At 56.2% G+C, this 18,492-nt stretch carries 18 protein-coding genes; 14 read left to right on the top strand and 4 right to left on the bottom strand.

All coding sequences use genetic code 11. From position 1 onward, the window contains the following. Positions 1 to 206: 206 nt before the first annotated feature. Entirely contained in the window at positions 207 to 584 is a 378-nt protein-coding gene (locus tag GSUB_RS06685; RefSeq protein WP_052464662.1) for a DUF6697 family protein, read from the bottom strand. Between the two features lie 42 nt (positions 585 to 626). After that, positions 627 to 1,253, bottom strand: coding sequence for an HNH endonuclease (locus GSUB_RS20050; RefSeq protein ID WP_040199853.1), 627 nt, complete (start codon positions 1,251 to 1,253; stop codon positions 627 to 629). A gap of 80 nt (positions 1,254 to 1,333) precedes the next feature. On the opposite strand from GSUB_RS20050, the gene GSUB_RS06695 reads away from it, so the two are divergent. The 9 genes from GSUB_RS06695 (at position 1,334) to GSUB_RS06735 (ending at position 10,807) form a co-directional block, all read left to right on the top strand. Continuing rightward, positions 1,334 to 1,786 (top strand): hypothetical protein, encoded by a 453-nt coding sequence (locus GSUB_RS06695; protein WP_040199868.1) that lies wholly within the window; start codon positions 1,334 to 1,336, stop codon positions 1,784 to 1,786. A 203-nt stretch (positions 1,787 to 1,989) separates the two neighbouring features. After that, positions 1,990 to 2,952 (top strand): integron integrase, encoded by a 963-nt coding sequence (locus GSUB_RS06700; RefSeq protein WP_040199870.1) that lies wholly within the window; start codon positions 1,990 to 1,992, stop codon positions 2,950 to 2,952. 304 nt (positions 2,953 to 3,256) lie between these two features. Next, positions 3,257 to 4,396 carry an acetoin utilization protein AcuC gene (locus GSUB_RS06705; protein WP_040199873.1) on the top strand — a complete coding sequence of 380 codons (1,140 nt, stop codon included), beginning with the start codon at positions 3,257 to 3,259 and terminating at the stop codon, positions 4,394 to 4,396. Then, the gene (locus tag GSUB_RS06710) at positions 4,396 to 5,226 is read left to right on the top strand and encodes a hypothetical protein (RefSeq protein ID WP_040202198.1); all 831 of its coding nucleotides are present in this window, start codon (positions 4,396 to 4,398) and stop codon (positions 5,224 to 5,226) included. Before GSUB_RS06705 ends, GSUB_RS06710 begins: the two co-directional genes overlap by 1 nt. Positions 5,227 to 5,421: 195 nt before the next feature. Then, positions 5,422 to 6,357 carry a hypothetical protein gene (locus tag GSUB_RS06715; protein ID WP_040199874.1) on the top strand — a complete coding sequence of 312 codons (936 nt, stop codon included), beginning with the start codon at positions 5,422 to 5,424 and terminating at the stop codon, positions 6,355 to 6,357. A 47-nt stretch (positions 6,358 to 6,404) separates the two neighbouring features. Further along, positions 6,405 to 7,880, top strand: a complete 1,476-nt coding sequence (locus tag GSUB_RS06720) for a hypothetical protein (RefSeq protein WP_052464670.1) — start codon at positions 6,405 to 6,407, stop codon at positions 7,878 to 7,880. After that, the gene (locus GSUB_RS06725) at positions 7,880 to 8,656 is read left to right on the top strand and encodes an MlaE family ABC transporter permease (RefSeq protein ID WP_040202200.1); all 777 of its coding nucleotides are present in this window, start codon (positions 7,880 to 7,882) and stop codon (positions 8,654 to 8,656) included. The genes GSUB_RS06720 and GSUB_RS06725 overlap by 1 nt, the downstream gene beginning before the upstream one ends. A gap of 171 nt (positions 8,657 to 8,827) precedes the next feature. Next, positions 8,828 to 9,715, top strand: coding sequence for an ABC transporter ATP-binding protein (locus GSUB_RS06730; RefSeq protein WP_052464672.1), 888 nt, complete (start codon positions 8,828 to 8,830; stop codon positions 9,713 to 9,715). A gap of 3 nt (positions 9,716 to 9,718) precedes the next feature. Beyond that, the gene (locus GSUB_RS06735) at positions 9,719 to 10,807 is read left to right on the top strand and encodes an MlaD family protein (protein WP_040199875.1); all 1,089 of its coding nucleotides are present in this window, start codon (positions 9,719 to 9,721) and stop codon (positions 10,805 to 10,807) included. Positions 10,808 to 10,896: 89 nt separating this feature from the next. On the opposite strand, the gene thrC is transcribed toward GSUB_RS06735, so the two are convergent. After that, positions 10,897 to 12,285 carry a threonine synthase gene (gene thrC, locus GSUB_RS06740; RefSeq protein ID WP_040199877.1) on the bottom strand — a complete coding sequence of 463 codons (1,389 nt, stop codon included), beginning with the start codon at positions 12,283 to 12,285 and terminating at the stop codon, positions 10,897 to 10,899. 116 nt (positions 12,286 to 12,401) lie between these two features. After that, complete coding sequence (locus GSUB_RS06745; RefSeq protein ID WP_040199878.1) at positions 12,402 to 14,666, bottom strand: NADP-dependent malic enzyme; 2,265 nt, start codon at positions 14,664 to 14,666, stop codon at positions 12,402 to 12,404. A 487-nt stretch (positions 14,667 to 15,153) separates the two neighbouring features. On the opposite strand from GSUB_RS06745, the gene GSUB_RS06750 reads away from it, so the two are divergent. The 5 genes from GSUB_RS06750 (at position 15,154) to GSUB_RS06770 (ending at position 18,368) form a co-directional block, all read left to right on the top strand. Next, positions 15,154 to 15,642 (top strand): metallophosphoesterase family protein, encoded by a 489-nt coding sequence (locus GSUB_RS06750; protein ID WP_040199879.1) that lies wholly within the window; start codon positions 15,154 to 15,156, stop codon positions 15,640 to 15,642. Positions 15,643 to 15,742: 100 nt separating this feature from the next. Continuing rightward, entirely contained in the window at positions 15,743 to 16,237 is a 495-nt protein-coding gene (locus GSUB_RS06755) for an HIT family protein (RefSeq protein ID WP_040199880.1), read from the top strand. A gap of 114 nt (positions 16,238 to 16,351) precedes the next feature. Continuing rightward, positions 16,352 to 16,951 (top strand): MotA/TolQ/ExbB proton channel family protein, encoded by a 600-nt coding sequence (locus GSUB_RS06760; RefSeq protein ID WP_040199882.1) that lies wholly within the window; start codon positions 16,352 to 16,354, stop codon positions 16,949 to 16,951. A 3-nt stretch (positions 16,952 to 16,954) separates the two neighbouring features. Further along, the gene (locus GSUB_RS06765) at positions 16,955 to 17,374 is read left to right on the top strand and encodes an ExbD/TolR family protein (protein ID WP_040199884.1); all 420 of its coding nucleotides are present in this window, start codon (positions 16,955 to 16,957) and stop codon (positions 17,372 to 17,374) included. 1 nt (position 17,375) lies between these two features. Beyond that, positions 17,376 to 18,368, top strand: a complete 993-nt coding sequence (locus tag GSUB_RS06770) for an ROK family protein (protein ID WP_052464674.1) — start codon at positions 17,376 to 17,378, stop codon at positions 18,366 to 18,368. Positions 18,369 to 18,492: the final 124 nt, after the last annotated feature.

Below are 18,492 nucleotides of genomic sequence, written 5' to 3' on the forward strand. Positions count from 1 at the left end.
CATCCTTTCTTTAAAGATGGGCGGAAGCTTACAATCCCCTAAAAATTTCGGGAATTATAATTGTCGCCGGACGGGAGATTTAATTGTCGCTGATCACACCAGTGATAAATCGGCCTCCTCATTCCGGCTGCGACAGCAAACTTATCCGATTTGGAGGCGAACAACAAGTTACTCTACGACAAGACGCCGCTGCGCGGCGTGCATTGCTATTCTGGTTGCCTTTCCAAATACAGAACCATGACGAGGTCACTGCGACCCGCCTTTGCCGCTAGAGCCTTTACATGACCTTGCTCTTCATTTACATTTCGCACCCTGTAGTTGCCTACGTAGATCCATTCGTTAGATTCACGCTTTATGAAGACCGGTACGAATTGCTTCTGTGATGCGAATACCTTGGCATACCGGACGACGTTGACCCCTTCGCCGACCAGGATGACGTCTGGAATGCCCGGGTTCATACTCTCCTTCAGGCAGGCACAGACGACCTGGCCGTCCATATGCGGAAGATACTCTTGGATGCCGCCGCCGAGGATTCTGTTGATATCAGTTCTGGTGTACGAATTCCCCTTCTGCAATGTTTCCATGTCTACCTTTCTGCCTATCTTCCGGCCGCACAACGCCAGCCTTCACCGGCGGGGATGTAGCGCAGCGGAATCCCCGTCCGAGTGGAAGGCATTGTTAGGATTTTCTTCTCCCTCTGACGGCACCCAAAGCATGAGCTCTTCCAGGGGAGGGAACTTGGTCGGTAGTAGTCGCACATCGAAAGGCATATCCCCATCTACAAGCTGACAAAGGGGTGTGCTCATATACCCGTTTTGATCGCAATATCGAGCGACAATTTTGGTGTATCGCCGAAGAAGAAGTATCGATGGGAAGAAACCCTTGGATGTTGCCCACACCAGCATGTCTCGGCCCTGCTTTGAGCTATTACAACTGCGGCAAGCCCAGATTAGGTTATCCGCATCATCGGGCCCACCACGGATTCTCGGTATGAGGTGATCGACCGCCAAACTATCCTTCGCGCCGCAGTAATAACACGCCTGTGGCGCGGTCATCTTCAGCCGTTCATCGTCATATAACGACCGCATGGCAATCTTTCCGGACAGCAACCCATGGTAGGTTCTGTTGCGGATTATGTGGTGTATCCGTTGATATTTTTTGACCCCATCCTCCAGGGCTGAGTGCGCACGCGCAAGGTTCGCATACGACCACGATATCTGCTCTTGAACTGTTTCTGGTGTTGGTGTCGCCATTCTTCTCCTTAATCCTAACGACCGAAATAACCGGAGAGCGTAGCGAATCCGGTTGATTGATTGGTTAGAGGTGATTTGCAATGGCCAACGCGAACGACAATGCAGTTCTTCGAGAAATGATGAATGTTCCGGAACCGCTGATGGCTGAATATTTCGCCAGGAACGCTCACCGGATCATTGATGATGCCAACTACTGGAACGTGCTCGGTACGCTGTGGAAACTCGGCGGAACCGTAGTACAGCAAGATCTTTGGCGCGGGCTTTTTCTGGCAGATCGGCCGCGCCAACACAAGATCATGAAGGGGAGAGAGCGGCAACGCTGGCGGAATCTGCCCGCCGTGGTGACTGCTTATCGAGCGGTGAACCACCCCGAAGAAGCAGAGACGGCTATATCCTGGACGCTGGACCGAAAAGTAGCTGAGAAGTTTTCGCAAAATGCGAAAAGGCAAATCGTTGTGCGCAAATTTCGAAAACAGGATGTCTTCGCTTTTTTTGACCGGCTCGGGGAAGAAGAAATTTTGGTGAACCTCTAACATAGATTAGACCGCCGAAAAGCCGTGTTACAACACGGTCCTTTTCACCCAGCCATCGATTTATTTAAATATTTCCAAACAGTTACCAACTTCTTGCATCAACACCGCTTGCGTGTTATACCGTTTGAAGTCACGCGCCGGAAGGAACAACTCACATCCGGTATTCCATGCATTCCAATGTAGAACCTTTGGGGAGGGGAAACATGAGCCAGCCACGTTTGCTGGATCGCGTCAGAGATGCGATCCGTACCCGCCATTACAGTCTGCGCACCGAAGAGACTTATACTGCCTGGGTGCGTCGCTTCATACTCTTTCACAACAAGCGCCATCCGCAGGAAATGGGAGCGGATGAGGTGCGCCAGTTTTTAACTTATCTGGCCGTGCGGCAGAATGTTGCCGCATCGACCCAGAATCAGGCGCTCAATGCCCTGGTTTTCCTTTATAAGCAGGTCCTGGGAACCGACCTGGGCGATCTCGGCGAAGTCGTGCGCGCCAAGAAACCCCAGAAACTGCCGCTGGTGCTGACCCGCGACGAGGTGCAGCGTCTGCTGACCGGCCTCACCGGCACCCACTGGCTCATGGCCGGGCTGCTTTATGGCTCTGGCCTGCGTCTTCTGGAATGTCTACGCCTGCGCGTGCAGGATATCGATTTCGGTTATGGGCAGATCACCGTGCGACGCGGCAAGGGCGACAAGGACCGGCGCACAATGCTTCCGCAGTCGCTCATTGAGCCTCTTCAACGTCAGATCGCCCTGGTGCGGCAATTACACGAACGCGACCTTGCCGATGGGTACGGGCGCGTCTATCTGCCAGAGGCCTTAGCGAGAAAATATCCGGCAGCCCCGGCAAAATTGGGCTGGCAGTACCTGTTTCCCTCATCAAAGCTTTCCCGCGATCCGCGCAGCGGTGAAACGCGTCGTCACCATCTGAGTGAAAGCGTCCTGCAAAATGCCGTCAAACAGGCCGTGCGCTCGGCGGGGCTCAATAAACCGGCCAGTTGTCACACACTGCGCCACAGCTTCGCCACTCACCTGCTGGAGGATGGCTACGACATCCGCACGGTGCAGGAGCTGCTGGGACATCAGGATGTGCGCACCACCATGATCTACACTCACGTACTCAACAAGGGCGGGCAGGGGGTTCGCAGTCCGCTTGATTGCACCTGAGCGTCAAAGTTTGATGCTTTTTTGCGAAGGCATCAAGTCTGGCCGGAAACAACAAAAGCCGCCAGCGGGCATGAACCCGTGGCGGCTTTTGATATTAGTCGAGCGGCAAAAAAGGCTGTTTCCAGCATATCTTTCCTCGCTTGATCGAAATATGCACAATGCACAGTAAATACGAATGGTTCGACCTTAGCGTAAACGGTGGGCGGGAGCAAGGAAAAAGCAGGTTTTTGCCAGTGCCGGGTGACCCGATCCTGGTTGACCTTTGCCTGCGGGCCGGTGTAAAAAGGAGCTTTAAGGATCTTTCATGGGCAGATCGCGCGCATTTATCTACTCAAGTCGATTCGGCGACTTTTCCTACGGGACGCAGCATCCGTTCAAGCTGCTGCGGTATCGCCTGACTTATGAGCTGATCGAGGAGCTGGGGCTGTTGGACAACCCGGCGACCGAGGTGGTCGAGTGCCCGGTTGCGACTGAAGAAGAGGTCGCGCGGTTTCATCGTGCCGATTATCTTGATGTTCTTCGGGAATTCAATCAGGATGAAACCCCGAGGGCCAATTTTTTCTATGGCCTCGGCGATGTGGAAAATCCTGTCTTCCCCGGCTTTTATGATTGGGCCCTGCTCGGCACCGGTGGCACGCTGGAGGCGGCGCGTCGGGTGGCGGACGGGCGCAACAGGATCGCGTTCAACATGGCCGGCGGGTGGCATCATGCCCATGTCGCCCGTGCCTCCGGCTTCAGCTTTCTCAACGATGCGGTGGTGGCGATCTGCCATCTGCTCGATCGCGGGTTGCGCGTGGCCTATGTGGATCTGGACGCGCACCATGGCGACGGGGTTCAGGAAGCCTTTTACAGAGATTCGCGGGTTCTGACCGTTTCGATGCATGAAACGGGGGATGATTTTTTCCCTCATACCGGGTATGTTCACGAAATGGGGGAAGGCGATGGGAAGGGGTTCTCCCTGAACGTTCCCTTTTACCGTCACGCGGATGACCGGTTGTTCCGCCGCGCGTTTGATGCGGTTGTGGCGCCGGTGATCGAAAAGTTCGCGCCTGATATTCTGGTGACCCAGCTCGGCGTCGATACGTTGCGCACCGATCCGCTGGCGCGGCTGGAAATGACCACTGCCAGCCTGGAGTATTGTGCGCGCTGGTTTCGCGACAGCGGCCTGCGGTGGGTGGCGCTGGGCGGCGGCGGTTACAACAAGGTCAATGTCGCGCGCGGCTGGGCGCTGATCTGGGGGGCGATTCTGGGGATCGAGCTGCCGGATTTTCTGCCGCCGCGCTTTGTCCAGACGATCTCCTCTCTTGGTTTTTCGGATCAGCGGTTGCGGGATCTGCCTCACCATCCCCTGGATGACGATTATCGCAGGGCGGAGGAGGCCCTGGAGGAGAGGCTTGAGTTTCTGCGCCGCAATTTTTTCCCTCTGCATGGGATTGTGCGATGATGAGCCGCCTGGGAACCTCGCATCTGCTGGACCCTGACGGGCTGCCGCTGTTTTCGCTGGCGGAGATCAACCGGCTGCCGGTGGCGGAAAAAGAGCGCATCTACCAGCAGATTGTGCCGGAGCGGGTTTTTACCCAGTTCGGTATTGATGAAACGACGCTGTGCGGTGCTGACGGTCATCGAAAGGTCCATTTTATCTGCCCCGAGGGGCTGGGGCTGCTGCGCATCGAGGTAAGGATGCAGCCGCAGGATCGCGACTGCCTGTTTTTCGTGGAGGTTGCCGATACTCCCTTCGGCCAGATCGAGCTGTCCTTCTGCCTGATCAACGATCTCGATTCGCCCCGCTTCAATGTGGATGTGGACGAGGCCGGCCGCGACAATTGCTTTGCCACGGTGCGGCGCAACATCCCCGAAGAGATCCGCGCCATGCAGGCCGGGCTGGCGCCCAACCAGGTGCACCGGGGCCTTAAGATGTTTTCGCAGTTTTTCGCCCAGTTCGAGCGGTTTATCGATTCGCTGGGGATCGACACCATCATGGCCGAGCCGCTTTCCTACGACAACGCGGTGCGCTATGAAGGGTACGGGTTTGACTACCTGACCGGCAAACAGCTCATGCACTGGATCGATCGCGAATTCCAGCCCGGCGGTGTTCTGTTCCAGCGCCTCGACGGATCCACCCCTTTTCGTCAGCCGGGGATGGAAAAGACGGTGCGGGGGCGCAGCTGGGCGATCCACGACGGCATCATGGATCAGCCCTGGGACAACATCCGTATCTACAAGACGATTGGAGAGGATGCCGGCGTCCGCACTTATACCGGCGGCCGGTATTAGAATAACCGCAGCCGCTATATCTACTTATAACCGTTTCAGCGTGGGGTCGTCACTCCCATGACAAGGGACACTTTTCGCCATCCCTGGCCGTGTGATTGGCGCCTTCCCTGGCGCCAAACACCCTTGACATGGGAGTTACGACCCCGCAAGTTGAATTGATCCTTTCACTTTTTTTCTTTAAGGGATTGAAAAATAATGAGTTCTTCCTTGTCGCCCGACTTTTTTGTGATGTGGACTCCCGAACCCGGACGGACGATTGAAGTCGGGCCCAAACGCGAGCCGATGGAGCTGCCTGCGATCCCCCTGCCTCTGCGCAAGGAGGATGCCGATCGGGAACATCTCTCGGATGATCAGATCGGCGAAGGACTTTTTGATTATCTCCGCCAGTTTCCCGACTGCCCCCACGCCGCCGAATATGCGCGCATTCTGAACGAGGGCTTTCCCCATTACCTGGCCGAAATCGGCTCGCAGATCGTGATGCTCGACGCCCGTCAGGTCGACCCCCTGTATATCCGCCGCAAAATTCGCCTGCTTAAAATTCTGCTGCTTCTCGAACCGGAAAACCCGGGCCTGCTGCAGCAGATCGGCATGGCCTATTACCAGGTGGGGACCATGTTCTCCGAGCTGGCGAACTGCCGGACCGATCTGCTTCGCGCCATGAATTATTTTCAGAAGGCACTCGGGCGGGTGGAGGATCTGACCTCTCTGAATTATCTGGCACAGATCGATTATCTGCTGGGAGACTATTCCGCTGCGGCGCGGCGCTGGCAGGGGGTGGTTGACCGCCTGCCGCAGGGCGAGGCCCGCAGCCGACTTGAGGAGCGTCTGTCTGCCATCGACCGGGATGATGTCCCCGGGCAACCCCTGGTCGATGATATTGAGCGGATCAGCAAGGCGGCGGAACATTATAACGAACAGCGTTACGACGATGCCCTTGCCGTGATGAGCGAAGTGCTTGATAATGCCTATCTGACGGCCCTGTATCAGCCGCCTGAATTGTTTCATTTTTACGGTCTTTGCCTGGAGAAGAACTACGATCTGCGGTCCGCGGCCGAGGCTTTTCAGCAGGCGTTGGAGATCGATGCCGATTACAAGCCCGCCCAGGAAGGACTCGAGAGGGTCGCCGGGTGATTTGTCCTGGCGGGACATCTGTAAGCGCGCAAAGGAGAGGTGTCGGCATGACATCTTTCGCCCGGGCGGCAAGCGCACTGTCGGCGATTGTGATCGGCCTGGTTCTGTTTCTCCCGGCGGGTGCATCCGGCGAGGACCGGATCACCACCCTGTGGCCTCTTTTTGACGACCGCCGCTCCGATGCCGTCGACTACCGCTGCATTCACATTCTCGGGCCGCTGATCAAATATGAGCGCAAAGGTCCCGAAACCGAATTCAGCATCCGGCCGTTTTATTTCGGGGCCCGCGATCATGAAGACGAGGTGTCTTTATCCGAATATCTTTTTCCCCTTGCAAGGCGTCAGAAGGATCCGGGGAAGAACCGTTTCCACTTTTTTCACCTGCTGGAGTTGGATTTCGGCGAGCGTGAACAGGGCAGCAACGACGAATTCATGCTGTTCCCGTTCCTGTTTTATGGTGAACTTCCCGACGACGACAGCTACTTCGCCTTCTTTCCCTTCGGCGGCAGGATTGTCGGGCGCTTCTGGCGGGACGAAATCCGTTTTGCCCTTTTCCCCCTTTACGGCCAGACCATCAAGGACGATACCCAAATCACCAATATTCTCTGGCCCATTTATGCCCGTATTGAGGGGGAGAACGAGCGCGGCTTCAAGCTATGGCCTTTTTACGGGCAGTCGGAGAAAGAGGGGCACTACCGCAAGCGTTTTGCGATCTGGCCGATATATTTCAACGAGCATCTGCGGCAGGACAGTGACAACCCCCTGCACCGCAAGGCGTATTTTCCCTTCTACATCCGAGAGGATTCACCGCTGCTGACCCGGCGGACCTGGCTCTGGCCGTTTTTCAGTCACGTCGTAGACCGGGATAAAGGCTTTGAGGAATGGAACATGCCCTGGCCGCTGATCCGCGTCGCCAATGGGCCCTACAAGGAGTCACGCAAGTTTCTGCCGTTTTATTCCTATGAGCGAACCGGCGCCATGGAGCGCACCTGGCACCTGTGGCCGTTTTTTCTGGAGACTCGGTTGACGACCGATGATCTGGTCGTTGAGAAGAACAGGATTCTCTTCTTTCTTTATGCCCATGACGAAGAGCGCCTCATTGCTGAAGAAACCGAGTACACTCGCAAGGAAAGGGTCGCGCTCTGGCCGTTGTTTACCTTCGAGAACCGAAACGGGGTGCGCAGTTTCTCAACTCTTTCGCTTCTCAGGCCGTTTTTTCCGCGCAGTGAGGCCATAGAGCGCAACTGGACCCCGCTGTGGACCTTGTACGCGGCCAAATGGGACAGCCAGGGCAATTCGGCTTCGACGCTGTTGTGGAATCTATTCTGGCGTGAGCAGCGTGGTGATGATGTCGCGATGGAGGTTTTCCCCCTGTTTCGCTACGAACGGCAGGATGGAGAAATCCGTGATTTCCGCCTTCTCAAGGGGCTGATTCGTTATACCCGGGATGCGGGTGAAAAAAAACTCTCTTTTCTCTATACTCCCTGGGGGTGGTCCTGGGAGGGAGCTACGGAAGAACCATGATTGGGCGAATGCTTGAAAAAATCGGGGGAACGATTCTCTCTCTGTCCCAGGCGACCGGAGAGATGCTCAAACTGCTGTGGCAGACGATCTTCTATTTCAAGGAGGCGCCGCGCAATCTGCCAGCGATCTTCAAGCAGATGAGCGATATCGGTATCGACACGCTGCCGATTGCGGCGCTGCTGGCGTTCTTCGTGGGGATGGTTCTGGCGCTGCAGACCGGGACTCAGCTTGCCCTTTACGGTACGCAGAACGTGATCGGCGCCATTGTCGGCCTCTCCATGGTCAAGGAGCTGGGGCCGGTCATGACCAGCATGCTGGTGGCGGGGCGGGTCGGCTCGTCCATGGCGGCGGAAATCGGGGCGATGAAGGTGTACGAGGAGATCGATGCCCTCAAGACCCTGGAAATCAACCCGGTGCGTTACCTGGCGATGCCGCGCATGATCGCCTGTTTGCTGGCGGTACCGGCCATCACCGTCTTTTCCATTATCATCGGTATCCTGGGCGGGGGGTTGATCAGCTCGGTCACGCCCGTAATCAACGTGCCTTTCAGCGTGTATTTTGATAACATGGTTCAGACGTTAAGCTATATTGAGATTTTCAAGGGCCTGCTGAAAGCTTTTGTGTTCGGCGGCATCATCGCCCATGTCGGGTGTTATGTCGGCTTTCAGACCACCGGGGGCGCACGGGGCATCGGCCGCGCGACAACCCGCGCAGTCGTCATGGCTTTTTTGCTGATCATGGTGGCCGATTATTTTCTGACGCGCATTACTCTTTGATGGCGTCGCAAAAATTCCGCCCTACGGCGTTACGGCGTTTTTTCAGGACCTCGACATACCTGATGTATGCCTTCGCCCCTGAAAAAACACCAAGCCTTGTAGGACGAAATTTTTGCTTAGCCATCCTCTGAATTTTGCGACGCTTTCACTCTTTCTTGATGGATATCTGTTATGGCATCACATAAAAATGGAGAGGGAAACCACGACCACGCCCCGTCCCTGATGGAAAAACTGCTGCATGGTTTTCCCGGCTCGGTTTTCGAAAGGGAGAGTGCAAGTTGTGAGTGCATTCCAGACTACGGCGAACCGAGCGGGGTAGAGATACGCATCGTCGATCTCAACAAGTCTTTTGGCGAGACGCATGTTCTCAAGGACATTAACCTGGAGATCAAGCCGGGCGAAACCTTCTCTATCATCGGCCCTTCCGGGACGGGGAAAAGCGTGCTGCTCAAGCACATCGTCAAGCTGGAAAAACCCGACAGCGGCACCATCTATATCGACGGTCACGATATCTTCGAACCGAAAGAGAAGAACACGCCGCGAGAATACCGCTACAGCATGGTCTTTCAGACCTCGGCCCTGTTCAACTCCCTGTCGGTGGGGGAAAATGTCGGCCTGTGGCTGCGCGAGAAACGCGTCTGCACCGAGGCCCGCATCCGGCGCATCATTGGAGAAAAACTGCGACTGGTCGGGCTTGAAGGCAAAGAAAATATGATGACTTCCGAACTCTCGGGAGGCATGAAAAAGCGGGTGGCCATCGCCCGTTCCCTAGCCATGAACCCTGACCTGATTCTCTATGATGAGCCCACCGCCGAGCTCGACCCGATTACATCGGATGAGCTGGCGCGGGTGATCATGAGCCTGAAGAAAGAGGTCAACCTGACGACGGTGATCGTCAGCCACGACTTGAATTTTGCGTTTCATCTCTCCGATCGCGTGGCGATGATCAATGAAGGCCGCATTATCGAGGTTGGAACACCTTCCGAGATCAGGAAGAGCGATAATCCTGCAATCAAGAAGTTTCTCTACACCACCACGAAAGGTATCGCGGGGGATTGATATATGAGCATGTCTACTGAAAAGAAAGTTGGCCTGTTTTTTCTGCTGTCGCTCATTGCACTGGCGGTTTTGATTGAATTCGTCGAAGAGATCAAGCCCTTTCAGGATCAGGTCCAGTACGTCGCCTATTTCGATTCCCTGGTGGGCCTCAACGAAGGCGACCCGGTGCGTCTGTCCGGCGTTCAGGTCGGCAAGGTGAAAACGATCGAGCTTGAAGATCACCGCATCCGTGTGGTTTTTGCGGTTAAGGAAGGGACAGCGGTCAAGCCCGACAGCTACGCCAAGGTTCAGCAGACCAACCTGCTCGGCGGGCAGTTTCTTGGGTTGAGTTTCGGCTCGGAGGATCAACCCTACCTTGAACCGGGGTCTGCCGTTCGGACCACCGAAAGTACCAGCATCGACCAGATGCTCACCGATCTGGACCGTAATTTGAAAAAGGCGCTGGGAGAGTTGAGCGACTTTGTCGCTGAGGGTCGAGAGGGGTTGACGGCGTCCCTGGAACACCTGCGCAGTGTGCTGCGCAAGGTCGATGAGGGGGAGGGCACGTTCGGAAAGCTGGTCAACGATGACGGTCTCTATGAAGAGGTGGCACTGATTTCAGCCGACCTGAAGGAACTCACCGGGCGTTTGCGTGAGGGCGAGGGGACGCTGGGGCGCCTGTTTACCGATGAAAGCCTGTATGTCGAAACCCGCGAGGCATTGAGCCATGTGCGCGAAATAGCTGCCCGCCTCAAAGAAGGTGAGGGGACGCTGGGTCGACTTCTGGTTGATGACGAACTGCACACCCAGACAGCCGATGCGATGGCCAATATCCGCGAATTGACCGAGAAAGCCAATAGCGGGGTGGGGACCCTGGGCAGGCTGGTCAACGAGGACGAATTATATGAGGACACGGCAGAAACCATGAAACGGGTGCGCAGCATTGCCGTCAAAATCGATGACGGAGAGGGGACTGTTGGCCGCTTGATCAATGAGGACGATATTTATCGCGATGCCCGCACCACCCTCAACAAGGTCGAGAAAACGGTCGATGGCCTCAGTGACTCCGGGCCGCTGACCGCGGTTGGCGTAGTGTTGGGGACCCTGTTCTGAGATATTGAGAGGTGTGCGGCCCCCTCGAGGTGGATAGAGGCATAAAAAAAGCCGGTCGGGATTTCCCGGCCGGCTTTTTTTATGCCTGATCAGCAGGCGTTTTGTTCAATAAACTCTCGAACCGCTGCGGCGTCGGCGCTGATTGTGCGGCAGCGCTTCTGCCGTTCTTCGAGACCCTGGAGAGATTCCGGCCGTTGTGGTTCGCGGCCGATGGCCTGCACGACGGCTTCTTTGAATTTTGCCGGGTGAGCCGTGGCCAGGCAGACGACCGGGTATTCTCCACCGCTCCGGCAGCGCCCTGCATGAACGCCCACCGCGGTGTGAGGGTCGAGAACATACCCCGTATCGGCGTGGAAATCGCGAATGGTGGCCAGCGTCTGTTCACGGTCGACACTCTGTGCCAGGAAGTCTTCCTGCACCCGTGCGATCTGCTCCGGCGAAAAGTGCAGGCGGCCGTCTTTTTTAAAATCGGCCATGGCTTTGTTGACAGCCTCGGGATCGCGCTGCAGAAGAAAGAAAAGATAGCGCTCAAAGTTGCTGGCGACCTGGATATCCATGGACGGGGAGAGGGTGCTGACCACGGACCCCAGCGAGTAATCGCCCTGCTCGACGAATCGGCTGAGAATATTGTTTTCGTTGGTGGCCAGGATCAGCTTGTGAATCGGCAGGCCCATGGACCGTGCAATGTAACCGGCGAAGATGTCTCCGAAGTTGCCGGTCGGCACCGAGAAATAGGCCTTTTCGCAGCCGGTCTCGCGGCGCAGGCGCCCGAAGGCGTAGAAATAGTAGACCACCTGCGCCAGCACGCGGGCCCAGTTGATGGAATTGATGGCGCCGAGATTGAGCCGGTTCTTGAAGGCGACATCGCCGAAGATCTCCTTGACGATGGCCTGGGCGTCGTCGAAGGTTCCATCGACGGCAAGGTTGAAGACGTTGTCGTCGGTGACCGTTGTCATCTGCAGTTCCTGCACCGGTGATACCTTGCCCTGCGGGTGCAGAATAAAGATGTTGATGTTTTTCTTGCCGCGCACGCCATGAATGGCGGCGCTGCCGGTATCGCCGGAAGTGGCGCCGATGATGTTCATGGTCTGGCCGCTTTTCTCGAGCAGGTATTCGAACAGGTTGCCGAGAAACTGCAGGGCGACATCCTTGAAGGCGAGGGTCGGCCCATGGAAAAGCTCCAGGATGTAGACCCCGTCGCGATGGACCAGCGGCGTCACATCCGGATGGGTAAAGCCGGCATAAGAGCGATTGAGCAGACGGCTCAGATCCGCCGAGGGAATATCGTCAACAAAATGGGAAATAATCTGAAAAGCCAGCTCCGGGTAGTCCAGCCGATAAAGACTTTCAAGGTCGCCGGAACTCAGCCTCGGCAGGGTCTCTGGCAGAAGAAGGCCGCCGTCATCGGCCAACCCCATCAGGACGGCCTCCCTGAAAGACAGACCGTTGACCTTTCCGCGGGTACTCTGGTAGCGCATGTCGTGATCTCCTCAAAATGATTTGTACCGCGCTATCCTAGCAGAGATGGGTGTATCAGGAAAATAAAAAGGGGTGCCCGAAAGCACCCCTTTTTGATTTGAGATTTTTGTTTCGATCAGCCCTGGGCGATCGATTCCTGAACATCGACCACAGCGACCGCCGCCATGTTGACGATGTCTGCAACATCATCGCCGCGCTGCAGGACGTGAACCGGCTTCTTCATTCCCATCAGGATCGGGCCGATCTGCTCGGCGTTGCCAAGCTTGTGCAGAAGCTTGTAGGCGATGTTGCCCGACTGCAGATCCGGGAAGATGAAGATATTGGCGTCGCCTTTGAGATCGGAGAAGGGGTACTGAGCGGCCACCAGGTCAGGGTCGAGAGCGACGTTGGCTTGAATTTCACCGTCGACGTTAAGCTCGGGAGCCCATTTCTTCACCAGTTCGGTCGCCCGCTTGACCTTGACGGTAAGAGGGTGCTCGGCGCTGCCGAAGTTGGAGAATGACAGCATGGCAACCCGCGGTTTGATATCGAAGTGCCGTGCCTTGCGTGCGGTGAGAATCGCCGTTTCAGCCAGTTCTTCAGCGGTGGGCTCGATGGTGACTGTCGTGTCCGCGAAGAAGACCGCTTCCTTCTTGGTGACCATCATATAGAGGCCGTGAACTTTGGAGAGGCCGTCTTTTTTGCCGATGATCTCCAGGGCCGGGCGGATGGTCTCCGGGTAGTGATGGCTGATGCCGGACAGGAGGGTGTCGGCGTGTCCATCCTGAACCATCATGGCTCCGAAATAGTTGCGGTTCTTTCTGATGAGCCGTTTTGCTTCTGCAAGGGTGACCCCTTTGCGCTGGCGCATTTCAAAGAATTCGTTGATATAGTCCTCCAGCAGAGGCGAGTTCTCCGGGTCGATGATTTCAGCCTGGTAGAGGTCGAGATTAAGCGCCTTGATCCGCTCTTCGATCTCCTCCTTATTCCCAAGCAGGATCGGGGTGGCGATCCCTTCATCGATAATGATCTGAGCGGCGCGCAGGATCTTGTCGTCGTCGCCTTCCGGGAAAACGATGCGCTTGGGATTGGCCTTGGCTTTGTTGATCAGGATGCGCATCACTTCCTTGGAGCGTCCCTGCAGGGCCTCAAGCTGCTCGATGTATTTATCCATGTCAGCAATGGGGCGGCGTGCCACGCCGGAGTCCATTGCGGCTTGAGCGACTGCGGGAGCCACGTGCAGCAGAACCCGGGGATCGAAAGGTTTCGGGATCAGGTATTCGCGTCCGAATTTAATCGCCTCGCCGCCGTAGGCGCGCCGCACTGAATCGGGGACGTCCTGCTTGGCCAGGTCCGCCAGCGCTTTTACCGCTGCGATTTTCATCTCGGCGTTGATCGCCTTGGCGTGGGTGTCAAGCGCGCCCCGGAACAGGAAGGGAAAGCACAGCACGTTATTGACCTGGTTATTGTAATCGCTGCGGCCGGTACCGATGATGACATCGCTGCGCACCTTATAGGCATCCGGAGGAGTGATTTCAGGGTCAGGGTTGGCCATCGCAAAAACAATCGGATCCGGGGCCATGGAGGCCAGCATTTCATTGGTCAGCGCCCCTTTGACCGAGACGCCGAAGAACACATCCGCGCCCTTCATGGCATCTTCCAGGGAGCGTGCATCCGTGTCGACGGCGTAGCGCTCCTTGTAGGGGTTCATCCCCGCGGTGCGTCCCTTGTAGATCACACCTTTGCTGTCTGCCAGCATGACATTCTCTGGCCGTGCACCCATATCGATGGCCAGTTTGGCGCAGGCAATGCCTGCAGCGCCGGCACCATTGACGACAATGCGGATATCCTCAAGTTTCTTGCCGATGATTTCCAGGGCATTGATCAGACCTGCCGCGGCGATGATGGCGGTGCCGTGCTGGTCATCGTGAAACACGGGGATATTGAGGATCTCCTGCAGCTGCTCTTCAATGTAGAAGCATTCAGGTCCCTTGATATCCTCCAGGTTGATGCCGCCGAAGGTGGGTTCAAGCAGTTTGACGGTCCGGATTAGCTCATCGGGATCCTTGGTGTCGAGTTCAATGTCAAAGACGTCGACATCGGCAAAGGTCTTGAACAGAACGCCTTTGCCTTCCATGACGGGCTTTCCGGCCAGGGCGCCGATGTCACCAAGACCCAGAACCGCGGTTCCATTGGAGACAACCGCAACCAGGTTGCCCTTGGCGGTGTATTTGTAGGCGTCGTTGGGATTTTTTTCGATTTCGAGACAGGGTTCGGCAACCCCGGGACTGTATGCGAGGGAGAGGTCACGGCTGGTGGCACAGGGTTTGGTGGTGATGACTTCGATTTTTCCCTTTCGTCCGCTGCTGTGATAATCCAAAGCTTCCTGGCGCTTGGACATAGACGCTTATCCTTTCATGTGTGGGGTTTTTGAAAATGGAATATGATTTTACCAGGCAGGCGATCCCTTTGATTTGGTCAAGAGAATTTTTACCGGGAATAAAAAAACAAAATCAAACACGTTTTTTAAGCAGGTAATTTTATTAATAGTGAAAAACATAATCGTGTTCCGGACAACTTGTCAAGCCTAATCGCTCTGAGTGTCTCTATGGCGGATCAATGGAAACTTTTCCATCTTGTGACATTGTTATATAGCAATGGCAATGCCAAGCTTGATTCTGCCACTAAAGTACAAACATAACGTTTGTTTAAGCCTGGTCAAGGTTTTAATTCGATAGTCGGTTTCTCAAAAGGTGCCGGAAGGTGACCAGAGTGGCCGATTTCAGCCACCTTCGCTTCCTTTGGCTTGATCCGGGGCGTTCTTTAGGGTAATTGGTATCTGTCGTGGTTAAAAATTGCGTGATGTCATGTTCGAAGGAGGGAGGCCTGTGGTCATTGGTGTTGTTTCCGATACCCATTTGCGCGACAATAGCGCCAGTTGGCAGTTTCTCAATCGCCTGCGGGAAGAGTTCTTTCAGGACGCCGCCATGATTCTTCATGCCGGTGATCTGGTCGATCCCGCCATCCTGGATGCATTCGACCCCATCCCGGTGGTGGCTGTGCGGGGAAACATGGACCCGGCCTCCAGCGGTCTGCCTCTGAAGCGGATCATCCATCAGGCAGGTTTTCGTATCGGCCTTATTCACGGGTGGGGCAGTGTCGCCGGACTTGAAGAGCGGATTCGGCGCGAGTTTTATGGCGAGGACCTCGACTGCCTTGTCTTCGGCCACAGTCATCAGTGCGCCAATCATCATTACGGGCGCACCCTGATGTTCAATCCCGGCAGTGCCTGCGACCCGCGGCAGGCGCCTTTCCCGACGGTGGGGCGTCTCTACCTTGAACAGACGCTGCATGGAGAGGTGCTGCGCTGCGATTGATCCACTGCTGGAGGAACGTCGCTGTTTTTCAGTCTGCCTGAAACAAGGCAGGGGTCGAATCCCGATTTATCTGAATACTTAAATTTCAAGCGAGGAAAAAATGGAATCTTTGTGGGCGCCCTGGCGCATGGAGTATATCAAGGGAGAATCACCCAAAGAGTGTATCTTCTGCCTCAAATCCAAACCCGAGGAGGACCGGCAGCGGATGGTTCTTTTCCGTGGGGAACATTCCTTTGTCATCATTAACCGCTATCCCTACACCAACGGCCATCTGATGGTGGCCCCCTATCGGCACACCGTCAACCTGGGGGATTTCACCGATGCCGAGCTGATTGAAGTCCACCGCTTGATCAGCCTTTCCTGCGATGTGCTGAAGGATTGCGTCAATCCCGATGGATTCAACGTGGGGCTCAACATCGGCCGGGTCGCCGGCGCCGGAATTGATGACCACCTGCACTACCACATTGTGCCGCGCTGGAGCGGCGACACCAATTTCATGCCGGTGATGGCCGACGTGCGGGTCGTCCCCCAGCACCTTGAAGAGACCTACGAGCAGCTTCGTGCCGCATTTGATAAATTCAGAAACCGGGCGTGAAGAATGCAGACGTTTCTTTGCGGGACAGCCTCCGCTGTGCTACTCTTCATGTCGTTTAAGATACATGTCGCTAAGAATTCTCAATTACTGATCGATCAAGGAAGTCTGTAAGCAATGCTTGAACTGATAAACAAAGGCGGCCCCTTCATGTGGCCGATCGGGGTCTGCTCGGTGCTGGCCCTGGCAATTTTTCTGGAGCGGGTATTCGTCTATTTCCGCATTCGTCGCGGCTCGCAGGGGCTGTTCCATGAAGTCGAGTCGCTGGCCGGCAAAGGTCGCCATGACGAGGCGATTATTGTCTGCCAGCGTGCCGATACCCCCCTGGCGCGCATTTTCATCGCCGCGCTGCGCGTGGCGGGACGCCCGCGTGAGCAGATCAAGACCCTGGTCGAAGAGGCAGGCAACCGTGAATCGGCCCCCCTGTCGCGCTACCTTGGCCTGATGGCGACGATCGCCAACATCAGCCCCCTGCTGGGTCTGCTGGGAACCGTGTGGGGTATGATCGAAGCCTTCAACGTCATCGCTCTTCAGGGAGTGGGGACGCCCGCCACCCTTGGCGGCGGCATTTCCCAGGCCCTGATCACGACTGCGGCCGGTCTGACCGTTGCCATTCCCACCATTCTCGGGCATCGCTACCTGACCAGCCGTGCCGACCGTATTACCCTTGAGATGGAGGAGTATTCCCTTCATCTGGTGGATGTCCTCGGGAGCTGATTCATGGCTTTTCGCCGCAAGCAACAAGATGATGCACGCATCGATATGACTCCCATGGTGGACGTGGTTTTTCTGCTGCTGATCTTTTTCATGATCTCCACCACCTTCGTTGAGACGCCGGGAATCGATATCCGTCTGCCTGAATCTTCGGCGCGCTCCGTTGATCGTGAACCTGAAGAGATCAAGGTCTATCTCACGAATGAAGGCGAGATCTTCCTCGGTGATGAACCGACCACCAAGGCACAACTCGAAAAATTTCTTGAAGGAAAGCGGGACGACGCCGGTCAGATTACCTTTCTTCTGCTGGCGGATCGCGAGGCCCGCCATGGCATGGTGGTCGAGTTGATGGACCTGGCCCGCACTTCGGGATTTTCGCGGCTTGCCATCGGGACGGAAGAATCTTCACGACGTCCGCGGGAATGATATGAACAATTCAGGCGACGACACTTTTATGCAGCGGCGTTTTCTGGTCGGCATTGATCTTGGCGGCACTAATTGCCGGATGGCTCTTGTGGATGGTCAGGGCCGTGTTTGTCGGCGCGAGCGTTTCAGCAGTCGGGATTTCGACCACGTCGATGGCCTGATGGCTAAAATCGAGGTCATCTGCCGGGAGTTTGAGATCGCAGTCCGCGGAGCCGGTGGGGAAATTGTCGCCCTCGGCGCAGGCGTTCCGGGGCTGGTCGATTACCAGGGCAAAGTCATGGTCGCTCCCAACCTCAGTTGGCTCAACGGCGTTGATTTTTCTGCACGGCTTGCTGAACTTGGTCAGTGGTCAGTGCGTGTCATCAACGATGCCAATGCGATTGCCTGGGGTGAACACGCCTGGGGCGCTGTCCGCGACAACAGTTCTTTTCTTGCCGTGACGCTGGGGACCGGCGTCGGTGGAGGCCTGGTGCTGGGGGGGCGCTTGTGGGTCGGCTCCGATGGGGCCGCGGGTGAATTCGGACATGTCGTGGTCGAACCCGACGGCCGGCCCTGCAGGTGCGGCAGTCGCGGCTGCCTTGAGCAGTATGCCTCCGCAACGGGAATTTTACGCTCTGTTCGGGAGGAGCTGGTGCAGGGACGACGCTCCAGCCTTGAATCTCTGGACGCCGACGCGTTGACCGCGCTCGCCGTAGGCCGTGCCGCCCGTGAAGGGGATGCACTGGCCCTGGACGTCCTTAACGAAGCCGGCAGGCGTCTCGGCCAGGGGCTGGCGATGATTGCCAACGTCCTTAATCCTGAAGCCGTTGTGATCTGCGGCGGAGTCAGTTTGAGCCTCGACCTGATGCGGCCAAGTCTTGACGGTGAATTGTCCCGTCGAGCGTTTGAGGTCAGTGCGCGCCGCCTGCGCATTGTCGCCGGGGAACTCGGCGACGATGCCGGCATTCTCGGGGCTGCCCATATCGCCGGCTGCACCGACGCCCTGTGGCCCTGATTCCGATTTTCCTTCCCCTGTTCCTGGACTTTCTTTCCACCCTGCCGGGCGTTTTTCAGCTACCTTGTTTTGGTATGATATTTCGCTAATATTTTGCTTGATTTTTATGTGTTTGCGTTTTAGT

Origin of the sequence: Geoalkalibacter subterraneus (assembly GCF_000827125.1) — a bacterium.
Lineage (GTDB): Bacteria > Desulfobacterota > Desulfuromonadia > Desulfuromonadales > Geoalkalibacteraceae > Geoalkalibacter_A > Geoalkalibacter_A subterraneus.